This is a genomic window from Echinicola sediminis (assembly GCF_054777495.1).
In genome coordinates, this window is the sequence record NZ_BAAHAP010000001.1 from 36,374 (window position 1) to 62,176 (window position 25,803).

Consider the following 25,803-nt stretch of genomic DNA (forward strand, 5'->3'; position numbering starts at 1 on the left):
CTTAAGATCCAATGACTACCTTGGCATACCTTACTACCTTGTCGCCAAGCTTATAGCCTTTTTCCACCACATCGATTACTTTTCCTTTGAGATCTTCGGAAGGAGCTGGGATTTGGGTAATAGCCTCTTGGGTCTCCGCGTCAAAATCCTTTCCGATAGCATCTTCCATGGCTACCAATCCCTTGGACTCGAGCACCTTGTTCAGCTTATTATAGATTAACAAGCTGCCTTCCAAAGACTTGCTACCTTCCTTTTCCTCAGCCTTAATGGCCCGCTCAAAATCATCCACTACTGCTATAAGATCTTTCAGCACATCCTCAGAAGCTGTTTTGATAAGCTCCAGACGCTCTTTGGAAGTTCTTCTCCTGTAGTTCTCGAACTCTGAGTACAACCTCAAATACTTCTCCTTCAATTCCTGATTTTCTGCCTTTAGCTTATCTTCAACTGACAATTCTGCAGCGCTTTCACCCTCTTCTGTGACATTATCTTTGTTCACATCCTGGCTTTCTGCTCCCTCTTCACGCTTAATTTCCTTTTCCTTTGCCTCTACCGGCTCTTCTGCAGCAATTTTTTCCTTGTTCATATCTTCGTTTACTGTATTTTCTTTATTTGCCATAGGAAACCCAATACTTAAAATATTACCTCATCGCACAACAATTAGTTTGCCACACTTAAATCCCTGACAAACTGACACTATTCCACGATCGCCTTATAGATAAGGTCTTTGAGCTGATCCAAATTCTGCTGACTCACGGAAGAAATAAAAATGCTTGGAAGTTCATCCGGAACATCTGCCTTCATTTCCTCTATGAGCTCTTCATCCAGCATATCCGCCTTGGAAATGGCCAAAATCCTTTTCTTGTCCAATAACTCAGGGTTGTACTCACTTAACTCATGGAGCAATATATGGTATTGTTCGCGAATACTGTCAGCATCAGCTGGGACCATAAACAGCAAAATAGAGTTTCTTTCTATATGCCTCAAAAACCGAAGTCCAAGCCCCTTTCCTTCTGCCGCCCCCTCAATGATACCAGGAATATCGGCCATTACAAATGATCGGTCCCCCCGATAACTCACTACCCCAAGATTAGGCACCAAGGTGGTAAAGGGATAATCACCAATTTCAGGTTTGGCTGCAGATATACTGGACAACAAAGTCGACTTTCCTGCATTGGGAAACCCTACCAGGCCCACATCAGCCAAAAGCTTTAATTCCAATATTATCCACTCTTCAATCCCAGACTCCCCAGGCTGGGCATAATGTGGCGCTTGGTTGGTCGATGTCTTAAAATGATCGTTCCCCAAACCTCCTCGACCTCCTTTGGTCAAAACTACTTCTTGTCCATCCTCGGTGATTTCGAATCGTTGCTCTCCTGTCTCGGAATCCTTGGCAACCGTACCTAAGGGAACTTCCAAAATAACATCATTACCGTCCTTGCCTTTTCTACGGCCGCCTTCCCCTCCTTTTCCATTTTCGGCAATCACATGCTTTCTATATTTAAGGTGCAGCAATGTCCATAGTTGGGAATTGCCCCGCAAGATAATATGCCCCCCTCTTCCGCCATCGCCTCCATCCGGGCCTCCTTTTGGCACGTGCTTCTCCCTCCTGAAATGCGCTGAACCTGCACCTCCGGCACCTGAACGGGAACAAAACTTCACATAGTCTATAAAATTCGAATCTGCCACAACAATTAATATTATCTCCTTAAATAAAATTGGCTAAGAAAACTCTTAGCCAATCATCAAACTATCTGCAAATGTACGATTTATTTCCCGGATTAGTACTGGTCAATCACCGCACATATCTTACCGAATATCTCTTCTATCCCTCCCACACCATGTATGGTAGAGAGCTTTCCCTGGTTTTCATAATAAGTTGCTACCGGCAAAGTCTCGTCTTTGTACACTTTTATTCTGGTATTGATTTTTTCTTCATCCTGATCATCCACTCGACCGGAAGTTTTTCCTCTGTGACGGATTCGCTCCTTAAGCTCATCTTCCGGAACATCCAAGGCAATCATGCCTGCTATCCCCAAACCCTGCTCTTCCAAAAGGCCATCCAACGCCTCCGCCTGGGCAACTGTTCTTGGAAAACCATCTAAAATAAAGCCCTTAGCGCCGGCGCTATTTTTGATTTTATCGTCAACCATGCCAATAACCACCTCATCAGGTACCAGCCTACCTTCATCCATGTACTTTCTGGCAAGTTGACCTAACTCCGTCCCCTCGCCAAGATGTTTCCTAAATAGGTCTCCGGTAGAGATGTGATCAAGGCTGTATTTTTCGATTAACTTTTCACTTTGTGTACCTTTGCCTGCACCCGGAGGCCCAAATAAAACTATATTTAGCATGATTTGAAATTTGTTTGTTCCCCGAACCAATGCATTTTCGGGTCATTTAAGTTGATATATTTCTTTTAAATTCCTACCAAAACCATCATAATCCAAGCCATAGCCTACCACAAACTTATCGGGAATCTCAAACCCCGTGTAAGCAACAGTTATGGTTTCTTGCAGTGCCTCAGGCTTCACCAACAGACTGGCTACTGACACACTCATGGGTTCTTGGGCTTTTACCATACCCATCAAATGCGCCATGCTCAAACCAGTATCTACTATATCTTCTACTATAAGCACATGCCTGCCCTTCAAAGACTCTGCAAGCCCCACCACTTCCTTGACCCTACCCGTAGAGCTGGTTCCTGAATAAGATGCTATTTTAACGAAAGAAACCTGAAGTGGCTCTTCTATTTCCTTCATCAAGTCAGACAAAAACATAAAAGCCCCGTTTAATACACCAAGTACTACCGGAGACTTCCCTTTATAATCTTCAGCGATTTGCTTTCCCAATTCCTTCACCCGGTTGTGCAAAGTTTCTTCGGAAAGATAGCGCTTAAATTCTTTGTCTTTTATCTTTAGCATAAGCAATAAAAAAGCCCTTAACTTAGGGCCTTACAAATATAGAAAAAATTCACTTGCCCTTCCTAATTTGATAAACAAAGACTTATAAGCTTTTCATCAGGTACTTATATAAGGCAATCATGGACTCCAAATCCCTCAAGGACACTTTTTCATAAGGAGTATGCACATTATCTTCCGGGGCCCCTATAAAGCACCAGTCCACAGGATAAGGACTCATCTGGATCTCCCTACCGTCGCTCCCTCCAGCACCTTCTACTTCCAGTTGAAAGGGTATCCCGCTTTCTTCTGCCAGCTGAACAATACGGTCCGTAAACACTTTTCTCGGTATGAATTTATCCCTCAAAGAAATGGCCACTCCTTCATGATGTCTTACCCCCTCCGTCACCCAGGTAATATCGGACACCAAGGCTTGCCTTACCTTCCAATTTTCATAGACATACTTTATAAGAAAAGGGACACTGCCTCCTCCATGTTCTTCATAGGTACTAAAAACAATCACCCCATCTTCCAAATCTTCACATAGCTTCAAGGCATTGTAAACTCCAAGCCTGTTATCCAGGTAAGCTGCTTGGATAAAACCGTCTTTGATCTGTATATCTTGCTTATAGGATAAGGCAGTTCCGGGGAAAATCCCTCGCGGAAAATCATGGCTTACTTCACCTTCGGTAATCTTCACAGCACATTCAATTGGCCCCATGGCATCTTGCCCCACCAGTCGGTCGCCATCCTTTATCTCAGGACCTCCTACCGGCACCAGTTGATTTTGGTAACGGCAGGTAAAACCTATCGTATCCATGTGCGCAAACACCGCGGTTCTGGGCTCCCCAAATTTCAGTATAATATTATCTTGAAATTCTCCTCCGTAAAACACTTCGGGTGTAACCTTCCATTCGCTTTTCCGTTTTAGCACATATTGAACGATAAATGAGGAAAATTCGTGTTCATCACCTGAGACTCCCCTTTTTCCAAGGATTTCTTTTAAAAACTCCATTATTTGGCACAGTTTATGAGTTGTAATATTTCGCAAATTTCGAACTTATTCTATCAAAACAAATAGACAAAAATTTATGGTTATTGATAAAAAAATATACATTTGCATAACAGTTTGTAACTACTAAGTTTGGATTTAAATTTATTAAACACTTAATTTTGAAAAAAAATTTTTTTTGAATCATGAAAAAATTATTACTATCAACATTAATGGCTGGTGCCTTAGCAGTTGGAGCTAACGCACAGGATGACTTCAACAAGTGGTCAATCGACGTTAATGGTGGGTTTAATAAGTCTATGGCCCCTATTACGCCAGGCTATCATTCTCCTACCTTAAACATCGGACATGCTGACATCGGTGTCAGGTACATGTTCAACGAAAAATTCGGTGCCAAACTTGATTACGGTTTGGGTAAGTTCCAAGAGGCTGAAGGAACACCTGCTTTTGAGACTAATTATTTCAGAGCAAACTTGCAAGGTGTTGCTAACCTCGGTAGAATTATGAACTTTGAGACTTTCACCAGAAGATTGAACCTTTTGGGTCACTTCGGAGCTGGTCTTGGTAGAGTTACCCCTCAATCAAACGCTTGGGCTGATTTTGAGGACAACGTTTACAACTTTATTGCTGGTTTCACTGGCCAAGTAAAACTTGGTAACCGTGTTGCCCTTAATGGAGACATCAGTACAATTATTGCAGGTCGTCAGGACGTTGCATTTGATGGCGCTTCTGCCATCACCCCAGGTGCTCAGAATGGTTACTACGGTACCAATGCAGTTTCTTGGACGGGTACTTTAGGACTTTCTTTCTATCTAGGAGGCAACACTACTCATGCTGACTGGTATGTAAGAGAAGACAAGTATGCTACCAAGGATGAATTGGAAAGCCAAATCGGAGAAATCAAAGACATGTTGAAAGACTCTGATGGTGACGGCGTACCTGATTACCTGGACAAAGAGCCTAACACTCCTGCAGGAGCAAGAGTAGACTCTCACGGTAGAACCTTGGATTCTGATGGTGACGGTATTCCTGATCATTCTGATGAATGTGCTTTCGTTCCAGGTCCAGCTTCTAACAATGGCTGTCCAGTAGAAGAAGTTGAAGAAACTGACTTCTTGAAGAAAGCTATCAACGAAGGCTATGTGAATGTTTACTATGCTTTTGACAGCGCAAAACCATTAGGTTACTCTGCTTCTTCAGTTAACTACGTATCTAACTTCTTGAAGAGAAACCCAGGTGTTTCTGTTGAAATCAAAGGATATGCTGACGAAATCGGCCCTGAAAACTACAACATGAAGCTATCTGAAAGAAGAGCGAAAGCTGTTTACGATCTATTGATCGCTACTGGCATCGACGCTTCTAGACTTTCTTACAAAGGATATGGTGAAGACACCAGCGTAGATAAGCAATCTGCAGATGCTCGCCAGTTGGCAAGAAGAGCTTCTTTCGAAGTAAAATAATCTTTCTTAAAGATAAATTGGAAAACCGACCTTTTCAGGTCGGTTTTTTTTTGCTTAATTTTAAGGCATCATGTTTATACTAAACCATCAAAACTCAATTGCAAGCCACTTTTTAGAAGAAATCAGAGACATCAATCTTCAAACTGATAGGCTCAGATTCAGGTATAACCTTGAACGTCTAGGACAAATTCTGGCTTATGAAATTTCCAAATCGCTAGATTACCGGTCCAAACAAATAGCCACCCCCCTGACCCAAACAGAGGTCAAGTCCTTGGAAAAACAACCGGTACTCATCTCCGTACTAAGGGCAGCCATGCCTTTCTATCAGGGCTTTCTTGATTACTTTGACCAAGCGAATAGTGGCTTCATTGGTGCTTTTAGAAAAGAAGAAGCTGGCAATGAGGTAGAAATTGAATTCAATTACCTCGCAGCCCCCCCCATTCAGGATCAGGAAATCATCATAGTTGACCCCATGCTTGCAACAGGGAAGTCCTTGGTAACAAGCATTGAACAATTACTTAAAAACGGTACTCCCAAAAAGATCCATATCGCCTCAGTTATCGCCGCTCCAGAAGGCATCGATTACATTAAGTCACATCTAAAGGAAATACCTTTCCAGCTTTGGCTTTGCGCCTTGGATGAAAGGCTGAATAAAAAGGCCTATATTGTGCCCGGCCTCGGAGATGCAGGAGATCTATGTTTTGGACCTAAACTATAAACTTTGTGATATATTTCTTATTGCTCCTGGGCTTTGTCATTTTGCTGACAGGAGGAAAAATACTTGTGGACGGAGCCTCAGCCATAGCCGCAAAGGCAGGACTGAGCCCCAGCCTTATAGGCATGACAATTGTCGCTTTTGGCACTTCCGCTCCGGAACTTTTGGTCAGTATTACTGCGGCACTCAAGGGAACCAATGACATCGCTATAGGAAATGTGGTCGGATCCAACATTTCGAATATTACCCTAGTCCTGGGTACCACTGCCATCATATACCCAATTGTCCTGAAATCACTTACACTCAAATGGGACTTCAGTTTCACCTTAATGGCCACGGTGTTGTTTTATCTTCTGGCACTGAACCAAATCATTTCGCTGGCAGAGGGGATATTTTTGTTTTCCCTTTTAATTCTGCTCAATTGGTTTCTCTTCAAAAAGGTGGACCACTCTCTCGATGATTTCACCGAACAAGATGCAGAAAAGATCAAACAAGAACCTGCCCTGAAAGCCGCATTCCTAATTGTTGGTGGGATTGTTGGCCTCTACTACGGGTCTGAACTTTTGGTCAACAATGCTATTGTACTTGCCCAGCAATACGGTATAAGTGAACGTATAATTGGGGTCACCATCATCGCTGTAGGGACCAGCCTACCTGAACTGGCTACCTCGGTTGTGGCGGCCTTAAAAAAAGAAACAGACATTGCACTGGGCAATATTTTAGGGAGCAACATGCAGAACATTCTATCAATAATCGGTGTTACTGCTATTATAAAGCCCATTGAAGTGAGTCAGCTTTTCCTTAATAGCGACTTTCTGTGGATGATCGGCTTCACCTTGCTTTTATTTCCCCTGATGCGTTCAGGATATCGAATTAATCGAATTGAAGGAGTATTCTTACTTGCTTCTTACGCCACTTATCTAGTATTTCTATTGTGATGATTGAATACCTTTTACAGTTTCTGGCCATCTACGTGGTATGCCTATTCAAATTTATAGGAGGGCCGGTGCTGGGCACAGCTGCAGATTACAGTATTTTTGAAATCGTAGCGGTTACGGTATCCGGCATGATGACCAGCGTGGTGGTTTTCACCTATCTCGGGGAATGGATAAAAGCAAAATGGCTGTCCGTAAACACCAAAAAGAACAAAAAGAAGTTCACTCCCAAGACCAGAAGAATCATTCAGATTTGGCAAAAGTTCGGGGCATTGGGCGTCGCCGCCATTACCCCTCTGGTTCTAACACCCATAGGGGGGACCATCATCCTTACTTCCTTTGGAGTACGGAGGAGGATCATACTTTCCTATATGTTTATAAGCGCCATTTGTTGGTCCTTTGTATTGGGATTGTCGATCAATCAAATCCTGGAAATCCCCTTCCTGAGAAACCTACTCGCTTGAATCTTCATCAGGCAGGATTTCTATATCCTGGATCAAGACTTTTTTGGCAATATTCTTACCGGATAAAGTAGCAGCCAGTCCCCCAAGGGCTGTTTCTTTGTATTTGTTCTCCATGCTTGCCCCCACTTCTCCCATCGCTGCGACACACTCATCCACCGGGATCACTCCACTTACATCAGCTAAAGCGATCTGTGCAGAGCTGTTAGCGATGGCCGCTGCACTGGCATTGCGGACCACACAGGGAACCTCCACCAATCCTGCCACTGGGTCGCATACCAATCCCAGCATGCACTGAATAGTGATCGCTACCGCATTAAATACCTGATCAATACTACCGCCGAGACAATACACCATCCCTCCCGCAGCCATGGCTGCAGCAGAGCCCGTTTCTGCCTGACAGCCACCTACTGCTCCGGCCAAACTGGCTTTTTGCTCGATCACCAACGCAATCCCTGCCCCCACCAACAGTCCTTCCAGGACTTTCCGGTCTTCCAGCTGATGAATTTCCTGTAAAGTATACAGCGTACCGGGCAGTATACCCGATGCTCCGGCAGTTGGCGCAGCCACCACCCGCCCCATACAGCTATTGACCTCCTTGGCGGCCAATGCTCTTGAAATCAACTTCTGGAATTCCGGGGAAAGCACTGAAACAGGGTGACGATATACTTTCTTTGCGCCGTTGTTAATCATCCCCGAACGAGACACCATCTCTTCTTTGAGGCCTGTATTGACAGCTTCCTTCATTACAGAAAAAGCGTGCTGCAAGCCGGCCCAAATCTCCTCCTCTCCTTTTCCCCGCTGCTCCATTTCGTATTCCAGCACAGGAGCATATAGAGGCACGTTCCTTTCCTCACAGTAATCCTTCCATCCGGCAAAATTTTCAAATAAATAACTCATAAGCTTGGGTTTACATTCCCCGCAAATTTGAGAATTGCTAGGCACAAAACAAACCCTGCCCATTATTAACTACAAATAAAAAGTCTTATGGGTCACCCCATAAGACTTTCAAACTCTACCATTAGACCTCGTGCTATTGCTTAAAAACCTACTGGATCCCTTCCACTTTGGCTTTAAACAATACCTGATCAAACGGACGCACAATGCTCGAGATGTATCCTTTTTCGAAATAGTCTTCACGTATGAAATCAGGAAGAACCTGTGCACTTTGGTCATAACCCGCAGTTGAAGGAGCAATCACCTCCACCTCTGCGCCATCATGTAAATCATTCAGGCCGATATTGATAAAATCAAAGTTTTGATCATTGCCCAAAGAGGTGCTGATGGGAGTGCCTTCCACTTTGGAAAAAGCCTCGCTCTCACCTAGCCTAAAAAGCTCATATGTAAAGGAAACCCGGGTACCGTTTTTACTTTTGTCCGAAGAAGTATCGCCTTCTTCCACCGTCCGAACATAAACGCCTTCATCCTTCATGGAAAATCCTTCCAATTCATTCTGCTCAATATAAGCCAATATGCGATCCTCTTCCATTGCTGCCACTTCCTGTGATGGATAGATTTTCTCAAAAGTTACTTTAATGATTAAATTGGTATTAGGGCCAAACAATTGCCCATATCCGTACTCGCCATAACCACGGTAAGAAGGCACATACAGCGTAAGCGTCTCCCCTTCATTTGCCAAAGCAACAGCCAAGTTGATCGCGATCGGGGCCAAGGTTTGTGCCTGCACATCGTATTCAAACAAAATAGGCTCTCCATCTTCCGCGGTATGATCAGCTATAAAAGCTCCATCCAAGGTTTCTATTTCGTAATAAATCCCAATAATGTCTCCGTCATTGAGTTTGGCACCCTCTTCCACTTCCACATCTTTGGTATAATAGTAACCGGCCGTAGTCTTTGTTGCTTCAATGCCGTTTTCTGTGATAAAATTGGACAAAGCCTGATCATCCTGCTTTACCCTTTTTTCGAAGTCTGTTTCCTTGTCCTGAAGACAAGAAGTCATCGTCGTGGCCGCCAATAGGGCCACACCTGCAATTAAAAATCGCTTCATAGTTGGTTTATTTAGTTTATTACTTTTTGAATTGAAAATTCATTCTCAAGTTAAGCCCTCCAATGGAAAACTGCTGGTTGGTAAAAGTCAAATCGCCCAGCGGCAGCTTATAATACGGCTCTATAGAAATAAATGTCCCGTTCTTTAGGTTATATTCATACCCAAAGGAAAGGTTAAGCATCTTGCCCAAATCGACATTGGAGTCTCCTTCGCCTGGGGCGTATTCCTCAGTATATTGTTGAATGGATTCAGTGAACTGCAAAGCCCCCGTAAAATCTGAAGAGAACCTGGATTCCACAGAAAATGTCTCCCTTCCTTCCTGATCAAAATACACCATACTTGACAGCCCTGTGATCAGGTAAAGGTTGGCATTGGACTTATCCATCACCTTGTACTTTAAGTTCACAGGGATATCCAAGCCAGAATAACTGAAGGTATATTCTGACCCCAGATAATTATTGGTAAAAGAAGAGGCAGTCTCCATGGCATTTGCAGACCTCAGCGTCATGGCCTCCGGCAGCTTCGATTCCCTATTAGGCTCCATACGTTGTTGGGCATAGGTAAGCCCTATATCCAGTTTTAATTTATCACTGAGAGAAAACTCCGATACCAAACCTCCTCCGAATTGCATCCCTGAAACCGGGTTTGATGCTGCCTGGGGGCCTCCCATTACCCCTAAACGGAATGGATTTTTTGCCCGCTCATTCTTAACGACGGTCTCGGATGATCCAGTACTCTTCCCCGGGTCTTGACCATTTTTCCAATCTTCCACCCAATTTTTAGCAGCATTTTCATCCATGGTTTCTGAAGGTCGCTGCACTACAAACCCATTGCCTTCAGAAGCAGCCGACTCCCCATTCAAGGGCACAATGTTATGGGCAGGCAGCTCTAGAGAAGGGGCTCTATCATCAAGTACGATGATTCCGTCAAAACCTGTATCCTTACCCGTCTGAATCGCCTCATACATTTCTCGCTCACTTGATTTCGTCTCGGTATTTACCACTGCTTGATCGACAGCAAGGTCATCAAGTGGTCTAACAACCTTATTTTTTCCAGCCTCATCAGGTCTGTACCTTTCTGCAAGTCCTTCACTTGGTTTTGATATATGGTCAAGAGACTTGCTTTTAGTCGCAATATTCCCCTTCAATGTTGACACACCCTGTTCAATCTCCTTTTCAAAAGGGAAGAACAAAAACACCAACAATAATGAGGCTGCGACTCCGGATATCCAGAAAGGCCAATAAGCCATTTTTCTTTGCTTCCTTGGCTTGCTCAGATATGCTTGGGAAAACTTCTCCCACTGAACAGGATCAAAGGCCTCTTCGTGGCGATCGAAGGAGTCCTTGATCTTCTCCACAAGTCTTTTATCGAACTGCTCCTTCATCCTTTATCCTATTTAGTTCAGTAATCTGGTCCCTTAATCGCTGTTTCGCCCTTGCCAGATAAGTCCTGCTGGTACTGGCAGGAATATCCAACCTCTCCCCGATTTCCTTGTGGCTATACCCCTCAATTTCGTACATATTAAAGATCATCCTCATTACTTCCGGAAGATCCCTAAGCACTACGAGGATGTCCTCTTTGGAGAGTTCATCCACTATATTCGGATCATAGGTCTCGGCACTGGCCTTTTCAATGTCCATTACAGCATAGTGTTTTACATTTTTTCTGTAATAATCGATAGAAGTGTTGATCACGATCCTTCTAAACCATGCTTTGAATGAATTATTATCCGCGTACTGTTCCAGTTTATCGAAGGCCTTCATAAAACTGTCATTGACGATTTCACAGGCTTCCTCTCTGGAGTTGGAATAGCGCAGAGAAATGCTCATAGCATAACCATAGAAATGCTTATACAGCCTCTCCAAAGCTTTGGGATTACCCTCTTTTGCTTCTCGAATTAGGTATTGATCCAATTGAATGGTTTTTTATATGCTATGCTCACTTCCAAGACGACAGCAGTTGAAAAAATGCTACAATTGGGTAAAAAAAATTGACATTTTTAAAAATTGAATGACACTGTCTGTTTGATATCCTTCGAAAGGCTTAAAGCTACAGGACAGGTCAATGCCGCATTTTTCAACTTCTGCCGGAGTTTTTCATCTTCAAATGGCTTCTCCCAAGTAAAATCCACCATAATCTCTTTGATCCTTCTAGGGTTACTATCCATTACCTTGGTAACTTCCCAAGTCAATCCTTCCAACTGCAGCCCATCACGATCGGCCACAATCCCCATAATGGTGACCATACAGCTTCCCAATGCAGAAGCTACCAGATCAGTAGGTGAAAAGGCCTCTCCTTTTCCGTTATTGTCCACAGGGGCATCAGAAATAATTTGGTTACCAGACTGAACATGCTCAGAACGGGTACGAAGATTTCCAATATAGCTGCTTTTTATAGTTGGCATAAACCTTTATTTTTAGCTGAAGTTTATTAACTTATAAGGTAAAATTAGCGTTAAATTCCTTAGGAAATATGACAAAAGGAACAAAATATCTATTCATTTTATTACTGTGGGCTGTTCCGCAATTTTTGTTGGCGCAGGGGCGCGAAGCGGGCGATTATGATTATGACAAAGAAGTGCTTTTCGGCGTCAATAAAAACACAAACGGTGGCCTCATAGGTGGTCTATACCTTAAAATAGGCAACAGGATCACCGAAACCAACTTCCAGTTCTTTTCTTTGGAACTGGCAAATGTCAAAAACCCAAAAGAATACCGAGAAACAACTGCTTTCGGGAATAGCTATATACTTGGCAAATCCAACTACCTTTACAGCATAAGACCCCAGTATGGAAGAGAGCTGATCCTGTTCAAAAAAGCCCCACAAAAAGGGGTTCAGGTATCTGTACTTTCAGCTATCGGGCCCACCTTTGGCCTGATCGCCCCTTACTACATCGAATATGCCACTAGTCGCTCAGAAAGCACAAGGCAACAATACGATCCGGAACTTCATACCACACGCTCTTTCTTTCTGGGTCCAGGCCGATTATTTGAGGGGATTGGTGAGTCTGAACTTGCCATTGGTGCTAATGCGAAGGCCGCACTGTCTTTTGAATTCGGGATTTTCAAATCAAATGTAACGGGAGTGGAACTAGGATACCAGCTCGAGGGTTTTACTAAAGAAATTGAATTAATGCCCACTACTGAAAACCGGCAATTTTTTCAATCCGTTTACTTCACGCTGTTTTACGGGTTTAGGAAATAACCCACAAATTGGTTTTACCAGTCTAAAACAGTAATTTCGCATTAAGTTAAGATAATGAGATGATTGAACTACCAGTAATTTCCGAGGAGTCTAAAAAGCGTAAAAAACCAGATTGGTTGAGGGTAAAACTTCCCGTAGGGAAAGAATACGCCAAAGTAAGAAAGCTTGTAGATGAGCATAAGCTCCATACCATTTGTGAAAGTGGCAATTGTCCCAATATGGGGGAATGTTGGGGAGCAGGCACAGCTACTTTTATGATCTTGGGCAACGTGTGTACTCGATCATGCTCTTTTTGCGCAGTAGCTACCGGAAGGCCACCAGAATACGATCAAGATGAGCCAAGAAGGGTGGCTGAGGCCATCAAACTGATGGGCGTAAAACATGCGGTTATCACCTCGGTAAACAGGGATGAACTGAAAGACCGCGGTGCGGAAATCTGGTATCAAACGGTAGTTGAGACCAAGAAACTTTCTCCAGAAACCACCATTGAAACCCTTATCCCGGATGTAAAATCAAGTTGGGATGCACTCTACCGCATGATCGATGGCGGGCAGGAAGTCGTTTCTCACAATATGGAAACAGTAGAAAGCCTCTATAGAAGGGTGAGACCACAGGCCAAGTACAAAAGGTCTTTGGAGCAAATCAAGCTTACCAAGGAATACGGTAAAAGGACCAAAACCGGCATCATGTTAGGACTGGGGGAGAAGAAAGAAGAAGTTTTCAAAGCCATGGACGATCTGGCGGAACACGGGTGTGACATTTTAACCTTGGGGCAGTACTTACAGCCTACAAAAATGCACATAGAAGTAGCTGAATTCATCCATCCTGATCTATTTGACCTGTATAGGGAAGAAGGGCTAAAACGTGGTTTGAAATATGTAGAATCCGGCCCATTGGTAAGATCATCTTACCATGCCGAAAGACACGTCAACGTCTAAAACAAAAAAAACTCTCTTGGTCAAGACCAAGAGAGTTTTTTTTGTTAATACTCTTTATATTGTATTAGTTACTTCCAAGAGCTTCCGCTCCAGCAACAATCTCAAGGATTTCATTGGTAATGGCAGCCTGCCGCGTTCTGTTGTACATCAAACGCAATTCTTTCAAAAGCTCTCCCGCATTTTCAGTGGCTTTATCCATCGCTGTCATTCGTGCACCATGCTCTGAAGCATTACTCTCAAGAACCGCTTTATAAAATTGAATTTTAAGGGAAGTAGGCACCAACTCTTGAATGATATAATCCCTGGAAGGCTCCATGATATAGTCTACATTCGTCGTGCTTACTTCTTGATCAGAAGCATCCTTTTCCATAGGAAGGAACTGCTCATTTCTCAAAATCTGGGTAGCAACATTCTTGAATTCATTGTATACCAAAACGACTTTATCAAACTTACCTTCCACAAAGCTATCCATCGCAAATTCAGCGGCTTCTCTTACCTTTTCAAAAGATAAATCGGTAAACACTTGGTAGTAATCCCCTACCAAAGCAAACTCACGCTTCTTAAAGGTATCGTAAGCTTTCTTTCCTAAAGGAAGTACAGTGACATTCGCATCCGCGTATTCGGTACTGATAGCTGCAGAAGTTGCCTTAAGAACGTTGGCATTAAAAGCACCGCAAAGTCCTTTATCAGAAGTCACAGGAACAATCAGTACATTCTTCACTTCGCGTTTTTCTGCATATACCAGATCGCTGCTACCCTCATTTTCAGAAGAAACATTATTAAGAATGGCAGTTAGCTTCTGAGAATAAGGACGCATTTGGATTATTTTGTCCTGGGCTCTCCTAAGTTTTGCCGCAGCCACCATTTTCATTGCTTTGGTGATTTGCTGTGTAGAAACTACGGAGTTAATCCTTTCTTTTACTTCCTTTAAGTTAGCCATATTTACTAGTAGTAGATCCTCCCTCATTTATGGAGGGAGGATGTATGATTTATTTTGCGTACTTAGGTGTAAGTTCTTTAGCTGCTTTTTCCAACAATTTACCGGCTCCGTCCAAGTCACCTTTCTTAAGTGCAGTAAGGGCATCTTGGTACTGAGTAGTCAACAGCGTATAATACTCTTTTTCAAACTCTCTGGCCTTTTCTACAGGTACGCTATCCATCAAACCTTTGGTAGAAGCGTAAATGATAGCCGCCTGAAGTTCTACTCTTACAGGAGAGTATTGGTTTTGTTTTAGGATTTCCTGGTTTCTACGACCTCTTTCGATGGTTCTTTTAGTAGTAGCATCCAAATCAGAACCAAACTTGGCAAAAGCTTCCAATTCACGGAACTGAGCCTGATCCAGTTTCAAGGTACCGGATACTTTCTTCATTGATTTGATCTGTGCATTACCTCCTACACGAGATACGGAAATACCTACGTTAATGGCCGGACGGATACCTGCGTTGAACAGGTTGGTCTCCAAGAAAATCTGGCCATCCGTAATTGAAATTACGTTGGTTGGGATATATGCAGAAACGTCACCTGCTTGTGTTTCGATGATAGGAAGTGCAGTCAATGATCCTCCCCCTTTCACCAACGGACGGATAGACTCTGGAAGGTCGTTCATCTCCTTGGCGATAGCGTCAGAAGAGTTGATTTTCGCAGCTCTTTCCAATAATCTTGAGTGAAGATAGAATACGTCACCCGGATAAGCTTCACGTCCCGGAGGTCTTCTCAAAAGAAGAGAAACTTCACGGTAGGCTACTGCTTGCTTAGATAAGTCATCATAAACCACCAAAGCAGGACGGCCGGTGTCTCTGAAAAATTCACCGATAGCAGCACCGGTAAACGGAGCAAAGAACTGCATTGGAGCAGGATCAGCTGCAGAAGCTGAAACTACTACAGTGTATGGAAGCGCTCCACCTTTTTCCAAAGCGGCTACAACACCTGCTACTGTAGAAGCTTTCTGACCGATGGCTACATAGATACAGAATACAGCTTCTCCTCTGTCATAAAATTCTTTTTGGTTAAGAATGGTATCAATGGCCACGGCAGTTTTACCTGTCTGACGGTCACCAATGATCAATTCTCTTTGCCCTCTTCCGATTGGAATCATGGCATCGATAGATTTGATACCTGTCTGAAGCGGCTCATTTACTGGCTGACGGTAGATTACACCTGGAGCTTTACGTTCCAAAGGCATATCGTAAAGATTTCCTTCCAAAGGACCTTTACCATCAATTGGCTGTCCCAAAGTATCCACTACCCTGCCCAGCATACTTTCACCTACTTTGATCGAAGCAATCTGCTTGGTTCTTTTTACGGTATCCCCTTCTTTCACTTCCTTGGAATCACCGAAAAGTACCGCACCTACATTGTCTTCTTCCAGGTTAAGCACCATTGCCTTGAGTCCGTTTTCAAACTCCAGCAACTCACCAGCTTGAGCCTTGGTCAGCCCATAAATACGGGCCACACCGTCACCAACTTGTAGGACAGTCCCTACTTCTTCCAGTTCAGCTTCAGTTTTAGCGCCTGAGAGCTGCTCTCTCAATATCGCCGAAACTTCATCAGGTCTTACTTCTGCCATTCTTAGATATAGTTATATAGTTTCTGCTTAATTTAGATTTGTTTCTCGTAATGGTTAGTGGAGAACTGAACCCTTAGAGCCCTTAGCTTGCTGCTCATTGATTCGTCCAACTGTCGGTCATTGACCTTCAGGATATAACCACCGATAATATTTTTGTCAATCTTCTCGATCAAGGATACTTTTGACCTTCCTGAAATCTCCTTTACTGCTTCAGCAAAGGTCTGACGCATACTGTCATCGATTTCAAAAGTCGTGGTCACCTCTGCCACTTGGATATCCTCATGTGCATTATAAAGCGCATGGAATTCTCTTGCGATATCAGCTAAAATATCCTCTCTTTTCTTTCTGGAAACAATTTGAAAAAAGGACAGGGTAAGCTCTTGGGCACTTTTTGCAAAGACCTCTTTAATCACCTTCGCTTTAAGTTCGGATTTTAAAATCGGGCTTTTTAGCAATAAGGCAAAATCCCTGTTGGCCGCTACCACTGAAGACAACTGCTGCATATCCTCATGCACTTCCTGCAGTATTCCTTTTTCCACTGCCAATTCCAACAAAGACTTGGCATATCGAGAAGCAACTCTTTTTACTGACATTTGCTTTGATTAATTTAACTTAAGATCTTTTACAAACTCTGCTACCAACTCCTTCTGCTCTTTTTCTGTATTGAGGCTCTTACGCAACAATTTCTCTGTAACGTCCAGTGCCAACGAAGCCACTTGGTTTTTTACCTCAGTCAAAGCTGCCTTTTTCTCTGTTTCAATTACTGCTTTCGCATCTTCAATCATCTTTGAACCTGCTTTTGAAGCCTCTGCTTTCGCCTCTTCGATAAGCTTGACAGAAGTTTCATTGGCTGATTTCAAAATACGATCTCTTTCCAACCTTGCTTCCTGAAGTAACTTTTCGTTTTCAGCTTTAAGGTTAGCCATTTCATTTCTTGCATTTTCGGCAGCTTTCAAAGCTCCCTCAATGGCATTCTCCCGCTCGTCCAGAGCAGAAAGAATTGGTTTCCAGGCAAATTTACCCAGGATAATCAACAATATCCCGAAACCAATAATTTGCCAAATGATTAATCCAGAACCCGGTATAATAAGATCCATCTGTATAAAGTTTTAATCTGTTTTGTTCAAATGATAAAGGAGGGGACGAACCTAGCGTCCATCCCCTGATCTTTGCACTTCTTAGAAAGTGATGTTCTCGTTAAGAGCAATAAGTAGACAAACTACCACTGCAAACAGGGAAACCACTTCAATAAGGGCTGCAATAATCAACATGGCAGTTTGGATTTTACCAGCTGCTTCAGGTTGTCTTGCAATACCTTCCATAGCCTGACCACCGATTCTACCGATACCAAGTCCTGCGCCTATCGCTACAATACCAGCACCGATACCTGCACCCAAAAGTGCTAGGCCAGCAGACAACAATAATGAAGTTAACATACGTGTTATTTATTTATAAATTGAACAAAGAAATTTAATGATCATGATGTTCTGCTACCGCTGAACCAATGTACATCGCAGAGAACAAGGTAAATACATACGCCTGAATGGTTGCTACCAATAGTTCTATCAAATTGATAAACACTACCATTACCGTACTTGCCACCCCTACAGCATAAGATTCAAACACGAAGATCAAACCAATAAAGCTAAGGATCACAATGTGCCCCGCAGTGATCGCGACAAAAAGCCGGACCATCAAGGCAAATGGCTTGGTAAACAAACCGATAATTTCAACAGGAACGATTACTATCAACAACGGTAAAGGAACTCCAGGAGTAGCCACCACGTGCTTCCAGTAATCCTTGTTGCCATTTAGGTTGGTTGCAAAAAAGGTAAACACAGCCAGCGTCATCGTTACAGCAATGTTTCCAGTCAGGTTGGCAGCACCAGGAACCAATCCTAGCAAGTTACCAATCCAGATAAAGAAAAATATGGTCAACAAATAAGGAGTGAATTTCTTGTATTTAGGACCAATGTTCGGCTTTGCCACTTCGTCACGAACAAAAAGCACAATCGGCTCGATGATTGAAGCAACCCCTTTTGGCGCACCGCTTGGATTTTTCTTGTAATTCTTGGCGGCGGAAAGTATCACCCAAAGAATCACAAAGAAAACAATTATAAGCATTGCTACGTTCTTAGTGATCGAGAGATCCACATAGGACCTACTCTCATCTACCGCATGAAGCTTGTCATGCTCGTTGATGTAATACCCGTTGTGCTCAACACCAAATTTATGCGTCTCATGATCCTGAAAATCCGTAGAGGAATAGACTTCCAGCCCCCTATCGGCAGAATAAATGATTACCGGCAAAGGCAAAGTGATATGGGTATGCCCCACAGTTGCGAAATGCCATTCATGCGAATCCTTAATGTGGTGCATGATGAAAGCCGTCTTACTCTCTTCACCTTCCTCGGATGAGGCAAAAGTCGCAGTTGAAAGCGTCATTAAAAACACTGACAACAAGGTGCTTATGCACAGAAACTTACGAAACATCAACTCAAATATTATAGACCTACTTAGAATGAGGGCGCAAGTTAGTTATTAAGCTGTATATATCAAACAACAAATACAACAAATAGACCACAAAAAAATTGGCAAAAAACAAAATCTTATTGTCTATTTTGAGAAATAAGCAAATAGCAATAAAAATCAAGCTGGCCAAAAACCGGAATACCGTAGCGCCCAACGCTATATTGACAGAATTATCTTTCGACTGTTTTAACAATAATTGAATAAGCTGTCCGCTTACCAACATTAAACCAAAGTAAAAAATGATCACCTGCCATACCCGGGAATGCACCCAGTCCGGCATGAGATACTGAATCAAAAAGACCAACAACACCACTATCCCCGTCAATATTACCAAGGACCCAACATGCGATTTTAAGATTTTCATTTCTATAAGTTATTTATTGGGTACAAAAATAACTTTTTTATTCTTACCCCGGTCTGTTAATCCTGTTTTAAGGATTTAAAAAGACTGTAGAAAGCAAGGGCAATAGAGAGAAAGCAAAAAAGCAAAAGCCAAACGGGAAACTTCATCTGGCTTTTTTCTTGCACTTTGAGGCCTAACCATGTTCCCAAACCTATAATAGCACACATTTGGAAAGCCAGCCCCATATACTTCACGTATTCAGGATAACTACTCTGAGACGATTTCCTTTCCTTTAGGGGTTTTCTCTCTTGTTCCATCATTCATTTCCGCGTTTAGTTGTTCTTCATTACCTGAACCAATGCTGTCCTCTGTTTGGGACATTTTGCACAATCCATTGAGCACTGCACCATTTTCTATGACCAGCTTTTTGGTGTAAATGTCACCATCGATCACCGCACTTTCCTTAAGGTAAAGAATTTCCGAGCACCGCACCACTCCCTTAATGTTCCCGGCTATCTCCGCTTCCCTGGCTTCAATATTTCCTTCCAAAGAAGCCGAATCCCCAATAACAATTTTATTCTGGGAACTTAAGGTCCCCTCTACCTTTCCTTCAATCCTGATATTACCAGATGTGGTGATATCCCCTTTGATGAAGGTTTCTCTAGCGATCACGTTGCTGGAATTCACCATCTCGGCAACAGACTTTTTTTCTTCTCCTTTGCTAAACATAATTAATCGAAGGTTATAAATTCTTGGGGATTAAGCGGATTGCCTTTGTACCACAATTCGAAATGAAGATGCTGCCCGGTGGTCTGCTCACCTGTATTCCCCACTACAGAAAGCACTTCCCCTCCGCTTACGGGTTCCCCCACCGACTTTAACAATACCGAATTATGCTTGTAAATTGAAATCAGTTCATTGGAGTGCTGCACAGCAATCACATTCCCTGTCTCTAAGGTCCAGCTTGCCCATATGACCGTACCATCCGCCACGGACTTCACCGGTTCGTTTTCTTCGGTTACCAGATCTACCCCGTAATGATCCGTGGACAAATCAAAACCACTGGTCACTACCCCTTTCAAAGGGGTGAAAAAGTAGGTTTCCGTAAATGAGGCCGTAGAAATCCTTTCAAAACTCCTTTCATCCGGAGACATGGACTCAAACTCATCTATCACACTTTTCGTGGCCTCTCCTTTCTTATAAAGATCTACTTCACCCGGGGAGAACACGCCCCCATTATTGGCCTGAACCAAAGAATCATTGACTCCTACACCAGCTCCCGCCTCATACTCACCAGAAATGATTTTTTGTATATTTTCCAGATACCTGTCCTTAGCCTGTACTTCCACTAAAAGGGAGTCGACCGTTTCGGATAGGGCATAAATCCTCTTCATGTTTTCAGACTCTTGATAAGCAGGGTCAAACCAGCTCGCCAAAACCGTCTTGGACATGATCATGGCCACCGCAAAAAAAACAAGCAGGACAAAAACCAGGATCAAGCCTATTTTCACTTTGCTAATGGATAAAGAGGTAATGACAGAAAAATCCTTCTCCCTCCTGATGACAAAGAGGTATTTGTCTTCTATCCATCTTTTTATCCCTTGTCGCCTATTCAAGTTTTTGTTGTTTATACCAAACTATAAGATACAAAAATATAATATTAATCCGTAGCGTTTACATTATTGAATCAAAAGCACTAATTTGGGGTTCTATAACGGATATAAAAATGTAAAAGTGAGTAAGATTTGCTATCTACTGGGTATTGTATTTTTCCTGTCTGTCGTTGGGTGTTCATCTCAGAAGGACACTTTTACCAACCGATTGTACCATAATGTAACTGCCCATTTTAACGCTTATTTTTTGGCCAAAGAAAAGATCAATGAGGCCGAAACAGACTTTGCCAATAGCTACCGGGAAGATTTTTCCCGGGTACTTCCTGTTTATTTGCCCATTGATTCGGCTACTGTGGACAAAAACCAGGAGACCTTAGAAGAAGCGAGGGAATTAGCCGCCAAGGCCATTGACTGGCATAAAATCAGTAATTGGGTAGACGACAGCTACTATTTAATCGGGCTGATCGACTACTATGAAGGCAACACCGATGATGCCATCAATACCTTTAAATACCTCAATGTAAACAGTAAGGACAATGAAGTAAGGCACAAATCACTCGTACAACTTTTACGGATTTTTATTGATCAAAGAAAATTCGACGAGGCTGTTTATGTCATTGATTTCCTATCAAAGGAACCTGAAATCAATAAAGAAAATAAAAAGCTGCTGTACAAAACCCTGGCTTATTACTATGAGGTCAGAAACGAAAAAAATGGAATGATTACCGCTCTGGAAAAGATGATGGAGTATTCCAGTGATGCCAAAGAAAAATCAAGGACCTACTTTATTTTGGCACAATTGTACCAAAATGAGGGTTTTGATGCCCTTGCCCATTCCTATTACCAAAATGCCCTCGCCGGAAATCCTCCTTATGAAAGGGCTTTTTTCGCACAACTCTATGCTCAGCAGGTAGCGGAGCTTGAAAAAAGCAAAGACCTCAAAAAAGTCAGAGCTTATTATGACGAGCTTTATGACAATAGGAAAAACATCGACCTCCGAAATGTGGTTTTGTACGAAAAGGCGCTGTTTGAATTAAAGCAGGAGGAAACAGACAAAGCCATCCATCTTCTTCACCGGGCAGCGAAAGAAAACAGCAAAAATGAAAAGCAAAAAGGCTATATCTATAAAAAACTAGCCGACATCTACTTCAGCGACCGGGAGGACTACCGGTCCTCAAAATACTACCTCGACAGTGCCTTACAGTTTTTCACTGCATCCGATCCTTTATTCAAGTTCCTTGAAGAGGAAAAAGAGGTATTGGACAAGTACACCTACAATTTTGAATTCATTAAAGAAAAAGACAGCTTATTACTCCTAAGTAAACTGCCCCCTGAGGAACAGAACATAATCGTAGAAAACCACCTTAAGGAGGAAGAAAAAAGATTGCTTGCCGAGGCTGAAAAGAAAACAAAAAAGAAAAACCCAAGCATCTTCGACAATCTCTTGGCTTTGGGGGACAATAATTCCAACAGCTCCTTTTATTTTGACAACCCTACCGCTGTTCAACAAGGCGAAATTGATTTTTTCAGAAATTGGGGGAACCGCCCCCTGACAGACAACTGGCGAAGAAAAGCCAGTGGCTTTCAAGACCGCTCCGGTTTTTCTAAGGAAAACCAGACCACCGCAGTCGAAGATGAAGGCGATGATATCAATCAAGTCATCTCATCCCTGCCGAGCAAAGAGTCCTTATTGTCCAATATCCCTAAGTCTGAGGCAGAAATCAAAAAACTGAACAAGGAGCTGGAATCTTCCTATCTTGAGCTTGGAAAAGTATTGTTCTTTGATCTCAACAAGCCCATTCTTGGCAAGGAATATCTTCAGGAGCTTATCCAAAGATATCCCCAATCCGACAAAAAGCCGGAGACCTACTATACCCTGTTCCTAATAGAAGAAGCTATTGGAGGCGCACCAGAATATTATGCCAGCAGGCTCAACAGTGAATATCCGGATTCACCATTTACCAAATCCGTTAATAACCCCATTGACAAAACATCAGGAACCATTGCCAATAAAAATGCCGCTGAGAACTACAGCAAAGCCTACTCACTGTACCACCAAAATGAGTTTGGGCTATCCCGTCAGCTTATACGCAGCACCCTGGACACCTATCCTTTGACTGCTGTTACAGAAAAACTGCTTTTACTTGACATCATGATTTCAGGTAAAACTGAAGATGCCAAGGTATACCAAAAACGCTTGGAGCAATATATTAACAGCACAAAAAATGCTGAATTGACAAATATGGCAAGGAATATGCTAAGTGTTTTGACAGGAGAAACAGGTCAAAAGAATCTGGCCGATATCTCGCCATTATCATCAACAGATACCCTTGCCACTGCCGCTCCAACAAACACACAAACCATTGAAACGGACAGCCTGGCCAATAAGAAGGTGTATAAGTTGAACCACGAACAAACACATATATTTATATTGGTAGTCAATCCTGATCATATTGAAAAATCAAAAAACCTAACGGCTGATCTGGAAAATTTCCATAGCGACAATTTCCCTAATTCACGTTTAAGGACAGGCAACTTAAACTTCACCAGGGAGGAATCGATATTATTGGTGAGTCCGTTCACCAATGCTGAAAAAGCCAGTGAATACCGGAACCGGTTCCTTAAAGAATTTAGGTCACAGGCATTACCCGAGGAAATAAAAAAGAGTAGTTTTGTCATCTCATTAGAAAACTTCCAACAGCTCAACAAAAGAAAAGACATTCCTGAGTATGAAGCTTTTTACAAAGCTTCCTATTGATAACACCATGAATAAGAAGAACACAACTAAAAAAAGCTGGAATACCACCGGTAAAATCATAAAGTTACTTTGGCTCATTTTCTTTGCAGGCCTTTTGAGCTTTGTCATTTTCGTCTGGTCTGTAAGTGTGGACTTTCTAGGCCTGTACGGTGCTTTGCCCGACTTTAAAACCTTGGAAAACCCCGAAAATGAACTTGCCTCAGAACTTTATTCCTCTGATGGTGTGATGCTTGGTAAATACTACAGGGAAAACCGCTCCCCAGTAAAATACGAAGAGCTGTCTCCCAATCTGATCAATGCCCTGGTTGCCACTGAGGACATCCGATTTGAAGAACACTCGGGTATAGACCCTAAGGGGCTTGCGAGGGTTCTTTTCAAAACTATCCTCATGGGACAGAGAAGTTCAGGCGGAGGGAGTACCTTAAGCCAACAAACGGCCAAAAACCTCTTTAAAACGAGGGGGGCAGCGAGCCAAGGTACCCTAAGCGGTATTCCTGGGCTCAGGATGCTGATCATCAAAACCAAGGAATGGATAGTGGCTACCCAGCTGGAAAAAGCCTATACCAAAGATGAAATCCTTACCATGTACCTCAACACTTCCGAATTTGGAAGTAATGCATACGGGATCAAAACAGCCGCAAGGACATTTTTTAACAAAACCCCAAAAGACTTAAACGTCCAGGAGTCGGCTGTTCTGGTGGGGCTATTCAAAGCGCCCACCTATTACAGTCCTGTATACAACCCCGAAAATTCACTAAGAAGAAGAAATACGGTGCTTGGTCAAATGGAAAAGTACGGCTATATAACATCAGCCGACTTTGACTCCGTAGCAACGATGCCCATTGAGCTGGACTATAGGGTAGAAAGCCATAACAGGGGCCTGGCCACCTATTTTAGGGAAATCGTAAAAGCGGACCTGCTCAAGTGGACCAAAGAAAACCTTAAAGCAGACGGCACCCCTTATGACCTATTTGGCGATGGTCTTAGGGTGTATACGACCATCGACAGCAGATTGCAACAGTATGCTGAAGAAGCTGTTGAGGAGCATATGAAGGAACTGCAGGCCAAATTTGTGCAGGAACTTAGAGGCCGGGAACCATGGATTGACAGCAATGGTAAAGTGATTCCCAATTTCCTAGAGACCATGATCAAAAGAACCGAAGCATACCGTGTTTTGGTCAATAAATACGGAGCTGACTCGGACTCAGTGAAGATAAAACTCAATGAAAAGAAAAAAATGAAAGTCTTTTCATGGGAAAAAGGAGAAATCGATACGGTAATGAGCTCGATGGATTCCCTAAGTTACTACAAAACCTTTCTTCAATCAGGTTTTGTATCGATGGATCCTCAAACCGGCCATATCAAAGCTTGGGTAGGCGGGCTTAACCACAAGTATTTCAAATATGACCACGTGAAAGAAGGTAAAAGACAACCTGGATCGACTTTTAAACCTTTTGTTTATGCCGCGGCCATCGAAAATGGCTACAGTCCATGTTATACTGTAGTGGACCAGCCTGTTGAAGTCAATATCCCAGGTCAGCCTACCTGGAGACCTGATAATGCCGACGGGAAATTCACGTACGAAAAAATGACCATCAGGCAGGCTATGGCCCAATCCATCAATTCGATTACGGCCTATATGATGAAACAGATCAGTCCTGAAGTGGTCGTGGAAACCGCCCATAGATTGGGCATTACCAGTGATCTGGACCCGGTACCCGCTTTGGCCTTAGGTACCAGTGATGTTTCCATATTCGAAATGGTTGGAGCCATGAGTACATTTGCCAATAAGGGAGAGCACATCACCCCATACTACATCGACAGAATCGAAGACAAAAACGGCAATGTTTTACACGAATTCCCAGCAAGGAAAAAGCCTGCCATGAGCGAAGAACATGCCTACCTGATGCTTCATATGCTTAAGGGGGGATATGATGAGCGCGGTGGAACCAGCCAAGGTGTCCCTATGCACTTACGTGAAAACAACGAACTGGGGGGTAAAACAGGCACAACACAAAATGCCTCTGATGGCTGGTACATTGGACTGAGCAAAGACCTTGTCAGTGGCGTATGGGTAGGCGGAGATGACCGTGCTATTCACTTTAGAAGCTGGATAAGCGGCCAAGGAGCTAGAACAGCCAGGCCAATTTGGGTCAAATACATGACCAAGGTATATAATGATCCTAGCTTGGCCATCACCAAAGGGCCTTTTGAAAAGCCAGACCGTCCCCTAAGTGTGGAACTCAATTGTCAGGAATATGAATTGCAACCTGATGAATTTACCGACTTTGATTATGATCATCGAAGTAACGATTTCTAGCCATAACACTTACCTTATTTGAAACCATAAACAGAAAACA

General features: G+C 42.9%; 27 protein-coding genes. 8 read left to right on the forward strand and 19 right to left on the reverse strand.

The genetic code is table 11. The features are described from left to right. Window position 1: 1 nt before the first annotated feature. The 5 genes from ACYVAA_RS00160 to ACYVAA_RS00180 form a co-directional block, all read right to left on the reverse strand. Window positions 2-616 (reverse strand): nucleotide exchange factor GrpE, encoded by a 615-nt coding sequence (locus ACYVAA_RS00160; RefSeq protein WP_460537962.1) that lies wholly within the window; start codon window positions 614-616, stop codon window positions 2-4. A 77-nt stretch (window positions 617-693) separates the two neighbouring features. Beyond that, window positions 694-1,686, reverse strand: a complete 993-nt coding sequence (obgE, locus tag ACYVAA_RS00165; RefSeq protein WP_460537963.1) for an Obg family GTPase — start codon at window positions 1,684-1,686, stop codon at window positions 694-696. 92 nt (window positions 1,687-1,778) lie between these two features. Continuing rightward, window positions 1,779-2,351 carry an adenylate kinase family protein gene (locus tag ACYVAA_RS00170; protein ID WP_460537964.1) on the reverse strand — a complete coding sequence of 191 codons (573 nt, stop codon included), beginning with the start codon at window positions 2,349-2,351 and terminating at the stop codon, window positions 1,779-1,781. A gap of 42 nt (window positions 2,352-2,393) precedes the next feature. Beyond that, entirely contained in the window at window positions 2,394-2,921 is a 528-nt protein-coding gene (hpt, locus tag ACYVAA_RS00175; RefSeq protein WP_460537965.1) for a phosphoribosyltransferase, read from the reverse strand. Window positions 2,922-3,003: 82 nt separating this feature from the next. Next, window positions 3,004-3,912, reverse strand: coding sequence for a M20/M25/M40 family metallo-hydrolase (locus ACYVAA_RS00180; RefSeq protein WP_460537966.1), 909 nt, complete (start codon window positions 3,910-3,912; stop codon window positions 3,004-3,006). Between the two features lie 182 nt (window positions 3,913-4,094). On the opposite strand from ACYVAA_RS00180, the gene ACYVAA_RS00185 reads away from it, so the two are divergent. From ACYVAA_RS00185 to ACYVAA_RS00200, 4 genes are all read left to right on the forward strand, one after another. Beyond that, the gene (locus ACYVAA_RS00185; RefSeq protein WP_460537967.1) at window positions 4,095-5,369 is read left to right on the forward strand and encodes an OmpA family protein; all 1,275 of its coding nucleotides are present in this window, start codon (window positions 4,095-4,097) and stop codon (window positions 5,367-5,369) included. Window positions 5,370-5,439: 70 nt separating this feature from the next. Continuing rightward, window positions 5,440-6,087 (forward strand): uracil phosphoribosyltransferase, encoded by a 648-nt coding sequence (gene upp / locus ACYVAA_RS00190; RefSeq protein ID WP_460537968.1) that lies wholly within the window; start codon window positions 5,440-5,442, stop codon window positions 6,085-6,087. 5 nt (window positions 6,088-6,092) lie between these two features. Continuing rightward, complete coding sequence (locus ACYVAA_RS00195; RefSeq protein WP_460537969.1) at window positions 6,093-7,022, forward strand: sodium:calcium antiporter; 930 nt, start codon at window positions 6,093-6,095, stop codon at window positions 7,020-7,022. Next, window positions 7,022-7,483, forward strand: coding sequence for a hypothetical protein (locus ACYVAA_RS00200; protein WP_460537970.1), 462 nt, complete (start codon window positions 7,022-7,024; stop codon window positions 7,481-7,483). Before ACYVAA_RS00195 ends, ACYVAA_RS00200 begins: the two co-directional genes overlap by 1 nt. Here the strand turns inward: ACYVAA_RS00200 and sdaAA are convergent. The 5 genes from sdaAA to ACYVAA_RS00225 form a co-directional block, all read right to left on the reverse strand. Next, the gene (sdaAA, locus tag ACYVAA_RS00205) at window positions 7,472-8,380 is read right to left on the reverse strand and encodes an L-serine ammonia-lyase, iron-sulfur-dependent, subunit alpha (protein WP_460537971.1); all 909 of its coding nucleotides are present in this window, start codon (window positions 8,378-8,380) and stop codon (window positions 7,472-7,474) included. The two genes, ACYVAA_RS00200 and sdaAA, sit on opposite strands and share 12 nt — an antisense overlap. 148 nt (window positions 8,381-8,528) lie before the next feature. Then, window positions 8,529-9,488: an FKBP-type peptidyl-prolyl cis-trans isomerase gene (locus ACYVAA_RS00210; protein ID WP_460537972.1), complete on the reverse strand. Its 960-nt coding sequence runs from the start codon at window positions 9,486-9,488 to the stop codon at window positions 8,529-8,531. A gap of 19 nt (window positions 9,489-9,507) precedes the next feature. Further along, window positions 9,508-10,872 (reverse strand): porin family protein, encoded by a 1,365-nt coding sequence (locus tag ACYVAA_RS00215; RefSeq protein ID WP_460537973.1) that lies wholly within the window; start codon window positions 10,870-10,872, stop codon window positions 9,508-9,510. Then, window positions 10,853-11,401, reverse strand: a complete 549-nt coding sequence (locus ACYVAA_RS00220; RefSeq protein WP_460537974.1) for an RNA polymerase sigma factor — start codon at window positions 11,399-11,401, stop codon at window positions 10,853-10,855. Before ACYVAA_RS00220 ends, ACYVAA_RS00215 begins: the two co-directional genes overlap by 20 nt. Window positions 11,402-11,487: 86 nt before the next feature. Then, window positions 11,488-11,892 (reverse strand): OsmC family protein, encoded by a 405-nt coding sequence (locus tag ACYVAA_RS00225; RefSeq protein ID WP_460537975.1) that lies wholly within the window; start codon window positions 11,890-11,892, stop codon window positions 11,488-11,490. 68 nt (window positions 11,893-11,960) lie between these two features. Here ACYVAA_RS00225 and ACYVAA_RS00230 point away from each other — a divergent pair, with 68 nt between their 5' ends. Continuing rightward, window positions 11,961-12,692, forward strand: coding sequence for a hypothetical protein (locus ACYVAA_RS00230; RefSeq protein ID WP_460537976.1), 732 nt, complete (start codon window positions 11,961-11,963; stop codon window positions 12,690-12,692). Between the two features lie 59 nt (window positions 12,693-12,751). Then, window positions 12,752-13,630 (forward strand): lipoyl synthase, encoded by an 879-nt coding sequence (lipA, locus tag ACYVAA_RS00235; RefSeq protein WP_460537977.1) that lies wholly within the window; start codon window positions 12,752-12,754, stop codon window positions 13,628-13,630. A gap of 64 nt (window positions 13,631-13,694) precedes the next feature. Here lipA and atpG read toward each other — a convergent pair whose 3' ends face one another. From atpG to ACYVAA_RS00280, 9 genes are all read right to left on the reverse strand, one after another. Continuing rightward, window positions 13,695-14,570 carry a F0F1 ATP synthase subunit gamma gene (gene atpG / locus ACYVAA_RS00240; protein WP_460537978.1) on the reverse strand — a complete coding sequence of 292 codons (876 nt, stop codon included), beginning with the start codon at window positions 14,568-14,570 and terminating at the stop codon, window positions 13,695-13,697. Between the two features lie 49 nt (window positions 14,571-14,619). Then, on the reverse strand, window positions 14,620-16,197 hold the full coding sequence (atpA, locus tag ACYVAA_RS00245) for a F0F1 ATP synthase subunit alpha (RefSeq protein ID WP_460537979.1): 1,578 nt from the start codon (window positions 16,195-16,197) through the stop codon (window positions 14,620-14,622). Between the two features lie 32 nt (window positions 16,198-16,229). Then, entirely contained in the window at window positions 16,230-16,790 is a 561-nt protein-coding gene (gene atpH / locus ACYVAA_RS00250) for a F0F1 ATP synthase subunit delta (RefSeq protein WP_460537980.1), read from the reverse strand. Between the two features lie 9 nt (window positions 16,791-16,799). Then, window positions 16,800-17,294, reverse strand: coding sequence for an ATP synthase subunit B family protein (locus tag ACYVAA_RS00255; protein ID WP_460537981.1), 495 nt, complete (start codon window positions 17,292-17,294; stop codon window positions 16,800-16,802). Between the two features lie 81 nt (window positions 17,295-17,375). Further along, window positions 17,376-17,633, reverse strand: a complete 258-nt coding sequence (gene atpE / locus ACYVAA_RS00260; RefSeq protein WP_015264455.1) for an ATP synthase F0 subunit C — start codon at window positions 17,631-17,633, stop codon at window positions 17,376-17,378. Between the two features lie 34 nt (window positions 17,634-17,667). Continuing rightward, window positions 17,668-18,690 (reverse strand): F0F1 ATP synthase subunit A, encoded by a 1,023-nt coding sequence (gene atpB / locus ACYVAA_RS00265; protein ID WP_460537982.1) that lies wholly within the window; start codon window positions 18,688-18,690, stop codon window positions 17,668-17,670. 459 nt (window positions 18,691-19,149) lie between these two features. Continuing rightward, window positions 19,150-19,392, reverse strand: coding sequence for an AtpZ/AtpI family protein (locus ACYVAA_RS00270; RefSeq protein WP_460537983.1), 243 nt, complete (start codon window positions 19,390-19,392; stop codon window positions 19,150-19,152). Further along, window positions 19,340-19,801 (reverse strand): bactofilin family protein, encoded by a 462-nt coding sequence (locus ACYVAA_RS00275; RefSeq protein ID WP_460537984.1) that lies wholly within the window; start codon window positions 19,799-19,801, stop codon window positions 19,340-19,342. Before ACYVAA_RS00275 ends, ACYVAA_RS00270 begins: the two co-directional genes overlap by 53 nt. Window positions 19,802-19,803: 2 nt before the next feature. After that, window positions 19,804-20,688 (reverse strand): M23 family metallopeptidase, encoded by an 885-nt coding sequence (locus ACYVAA_RS00280; RefSeq protein ID WP_460537985.1) that lies wholly within the window; start codon window positions 20,686-20,688, stop codon window positions 19,804-19,806. A 118-nt stretch (window positions 20,689-20,806) separates the two neighbouring features. Here ACYVAA_RS00280 and porW point away from each other — a divergent pair, with 118 nt between their 5' ends. Both porW and ACYVAA_RS00290 read left to right on the forward strand, forming a co-directional pair. After that, the gene (porW, locus tag ACYVAA_RS00285; protein WP_460537986.1) at window positions 20,807-23,443 is read left to right on the forward strand and encodes a type IX secretion system periplasmic lipoprotein PorW/SprE; all 2,637 of its coding nucleotides are present in this window, start codon (window positions 20,807-20,809) and stop codon (window positions 23,441-23,443) included. A 7-nt stretch (window positions 23,444-23,450) separates the two neighbouring features. Continuing rightward, a complete protein-coding gene (locus ACYVAA_RS00290) occupies window positions 23,451-25,763 on the forward strand; it encodes a penicillin-binding protein 1A (RefSeq protein ID WP_460537987.1) in 2,313 nt (770 codons plus the stop codon). Window positions 25,764-25,803: the final 40 nt, after the last annotated feature.

Bases quoted from the DNA above. Each gene is read 5' to 3' on its own strand.
- ACYVAA_RS00160 (WP_460537962.1), bottom strand. From the start codon at position 616: ATGGCAAATAAAGAAAATACAGTAAACGAAGATATGAACAAGGAAAAA.
- ACYVAA_RS00170 (WP_460537964.1), bottom strand. From the start codon at position 2,351: ATGCTAAATATAGTTTTATTTGGGCCTCCGGGTGCAGGCAAAGGTACA.
- hpt (WP_460537965.1), bottom strand. From the start codon at position 2,921: ATGCTAAAGATAAAAGACAAAGAATTTAAGCGCTATCTTTCCGAAGAA.
- ACYVAA_RS00180 (WP_460537966.1), bottom strand. From the start codon at position 3,912: ATGGAGTTTTTAAAAGAAATCCTTGGAAAAAGGGGAGTCTCAGGTGAT.
- ACYVAA_RS00185 (WP_460537967.1), top strand. From the start codon at position 4,095: ATGAAAAAATTATTACTATCAACATTAATGGCTGGTGCCTTAGCAGTT.
- upp (WP_460537968.1), top strand. From the start codon at position 5,440: ATGTTTATACTAAACCATCAAAACTCAATTGCAAGCCACTTTTTAGAA.
- ACYVAA_RS00200 (WP_460537970.1), top strand. From the start codon at position 7,022: ATGATTGAATACCTTTTACAGTTTCTGGCCATCTACGTGGTATGCCTA.
- sdaAA (WP_460537971.1), bottom strand. From the start codon at position 8,380: ATGAGTTATTTATTTGAAAATTTTGCCGGATGGAAGGATTACTGTGAG.
- ACYVAA_RS00210 (WP_460537972.1), bottom strand. From the start codon at position 9,488: ATGAAGCGATTTTTAATTGCAGGTGTGGCCCTATTGGCGGCCACGACG.
- ACYVAA_RS00215 (WP_460537973.1), bottom strand. From the start codon at position 10,872: ATGAAGGAGCAGTTCGATAAAAGACTTGTGGAGAAGATCAAGGACTCC.
- ACYVAA_RS00225 (WP_460537975.1), bottom strand. From the start codon at position 11,892: ATGCCAACTATAAAAAGCAGCTATATTGGAAATCTTCGTACCCGTTCT.
- ACYVAA_RS00230 (WP_460537976.1), top strand. From the start codon at position 11,961: ATGACAAAAGGAACAAAATATCTATTCATTTTATTACTGTGGGCTGTT.
- lipA (WP_460537977.1), top strand. From the start codon at position 12,752: ATGATTGAACTACCAGTAATTTCCGAGGAGTCTAAAAAGCGTAAAAAA.
- atpG (WP_460537978.1), bottom strand. From the start codon at position 14,570: ATGGCTAACTTAAAGGAAGTAAAAGAAAGGATTAACTCCGTAGTTTCT.
- atpA (WP_460537979.1), bottom strand. From the start codon at position 16,197: ATGGCAGAAGTAAGACCTGATGAAGTTTCGGCGATATTGAGAGAGCAG.
- atpH (WP_460537980.1), bottom strand. From the start codon at position 16,790: ATGTCAGTAAAAAGAGTTGCTTCTCGATATGCCAAGTCTTTGTTGGAA.
- ACYVAA_RS00255 (WP_460537981.1), bottom strand. From the start codon at position 17,294: ATGGATCTTATTATACCGGGTTCTGGATTAATCATTTGGCAAATTATT.
- atpE (WP_015264455.1), bottom strand. From the start codon at position 17,633: ATGTTAACTTCATTATTGTTGTCTGCTGGCCTAGCACTTTTGGGTGCA.
- atpB (WP_460537982.1), bottom strand. From the start codon at position 18,690: ATGTTTCGTAAGTTTCTGTGCATAAGCACCTTGTTGTCAGTGTTTTTA.
- ACYVAA_RS00270 (WP_460537983.1), bottom strand. From the start codon at position 19,392: ATGATGGAACAAGAGAGAAAACCCCTAAAGGAAAGGAAATCGTCTCAG.
- ACYVAA_RS00275 (WP_460537984.1), bottom strand. From the start codon at position 19,801: ATGTTTAGCAAAGGAGAAGAAAAAAAGTCTGTTGCCGAGATGGTGAAT.
- ACYVAA_RS00290 (WP_460537987.1), top strand. From the start codon at position 23,451: ATGAATAAGAAGAACACAACTAAAAAAAGCTGGAATACCACCGGTAAA.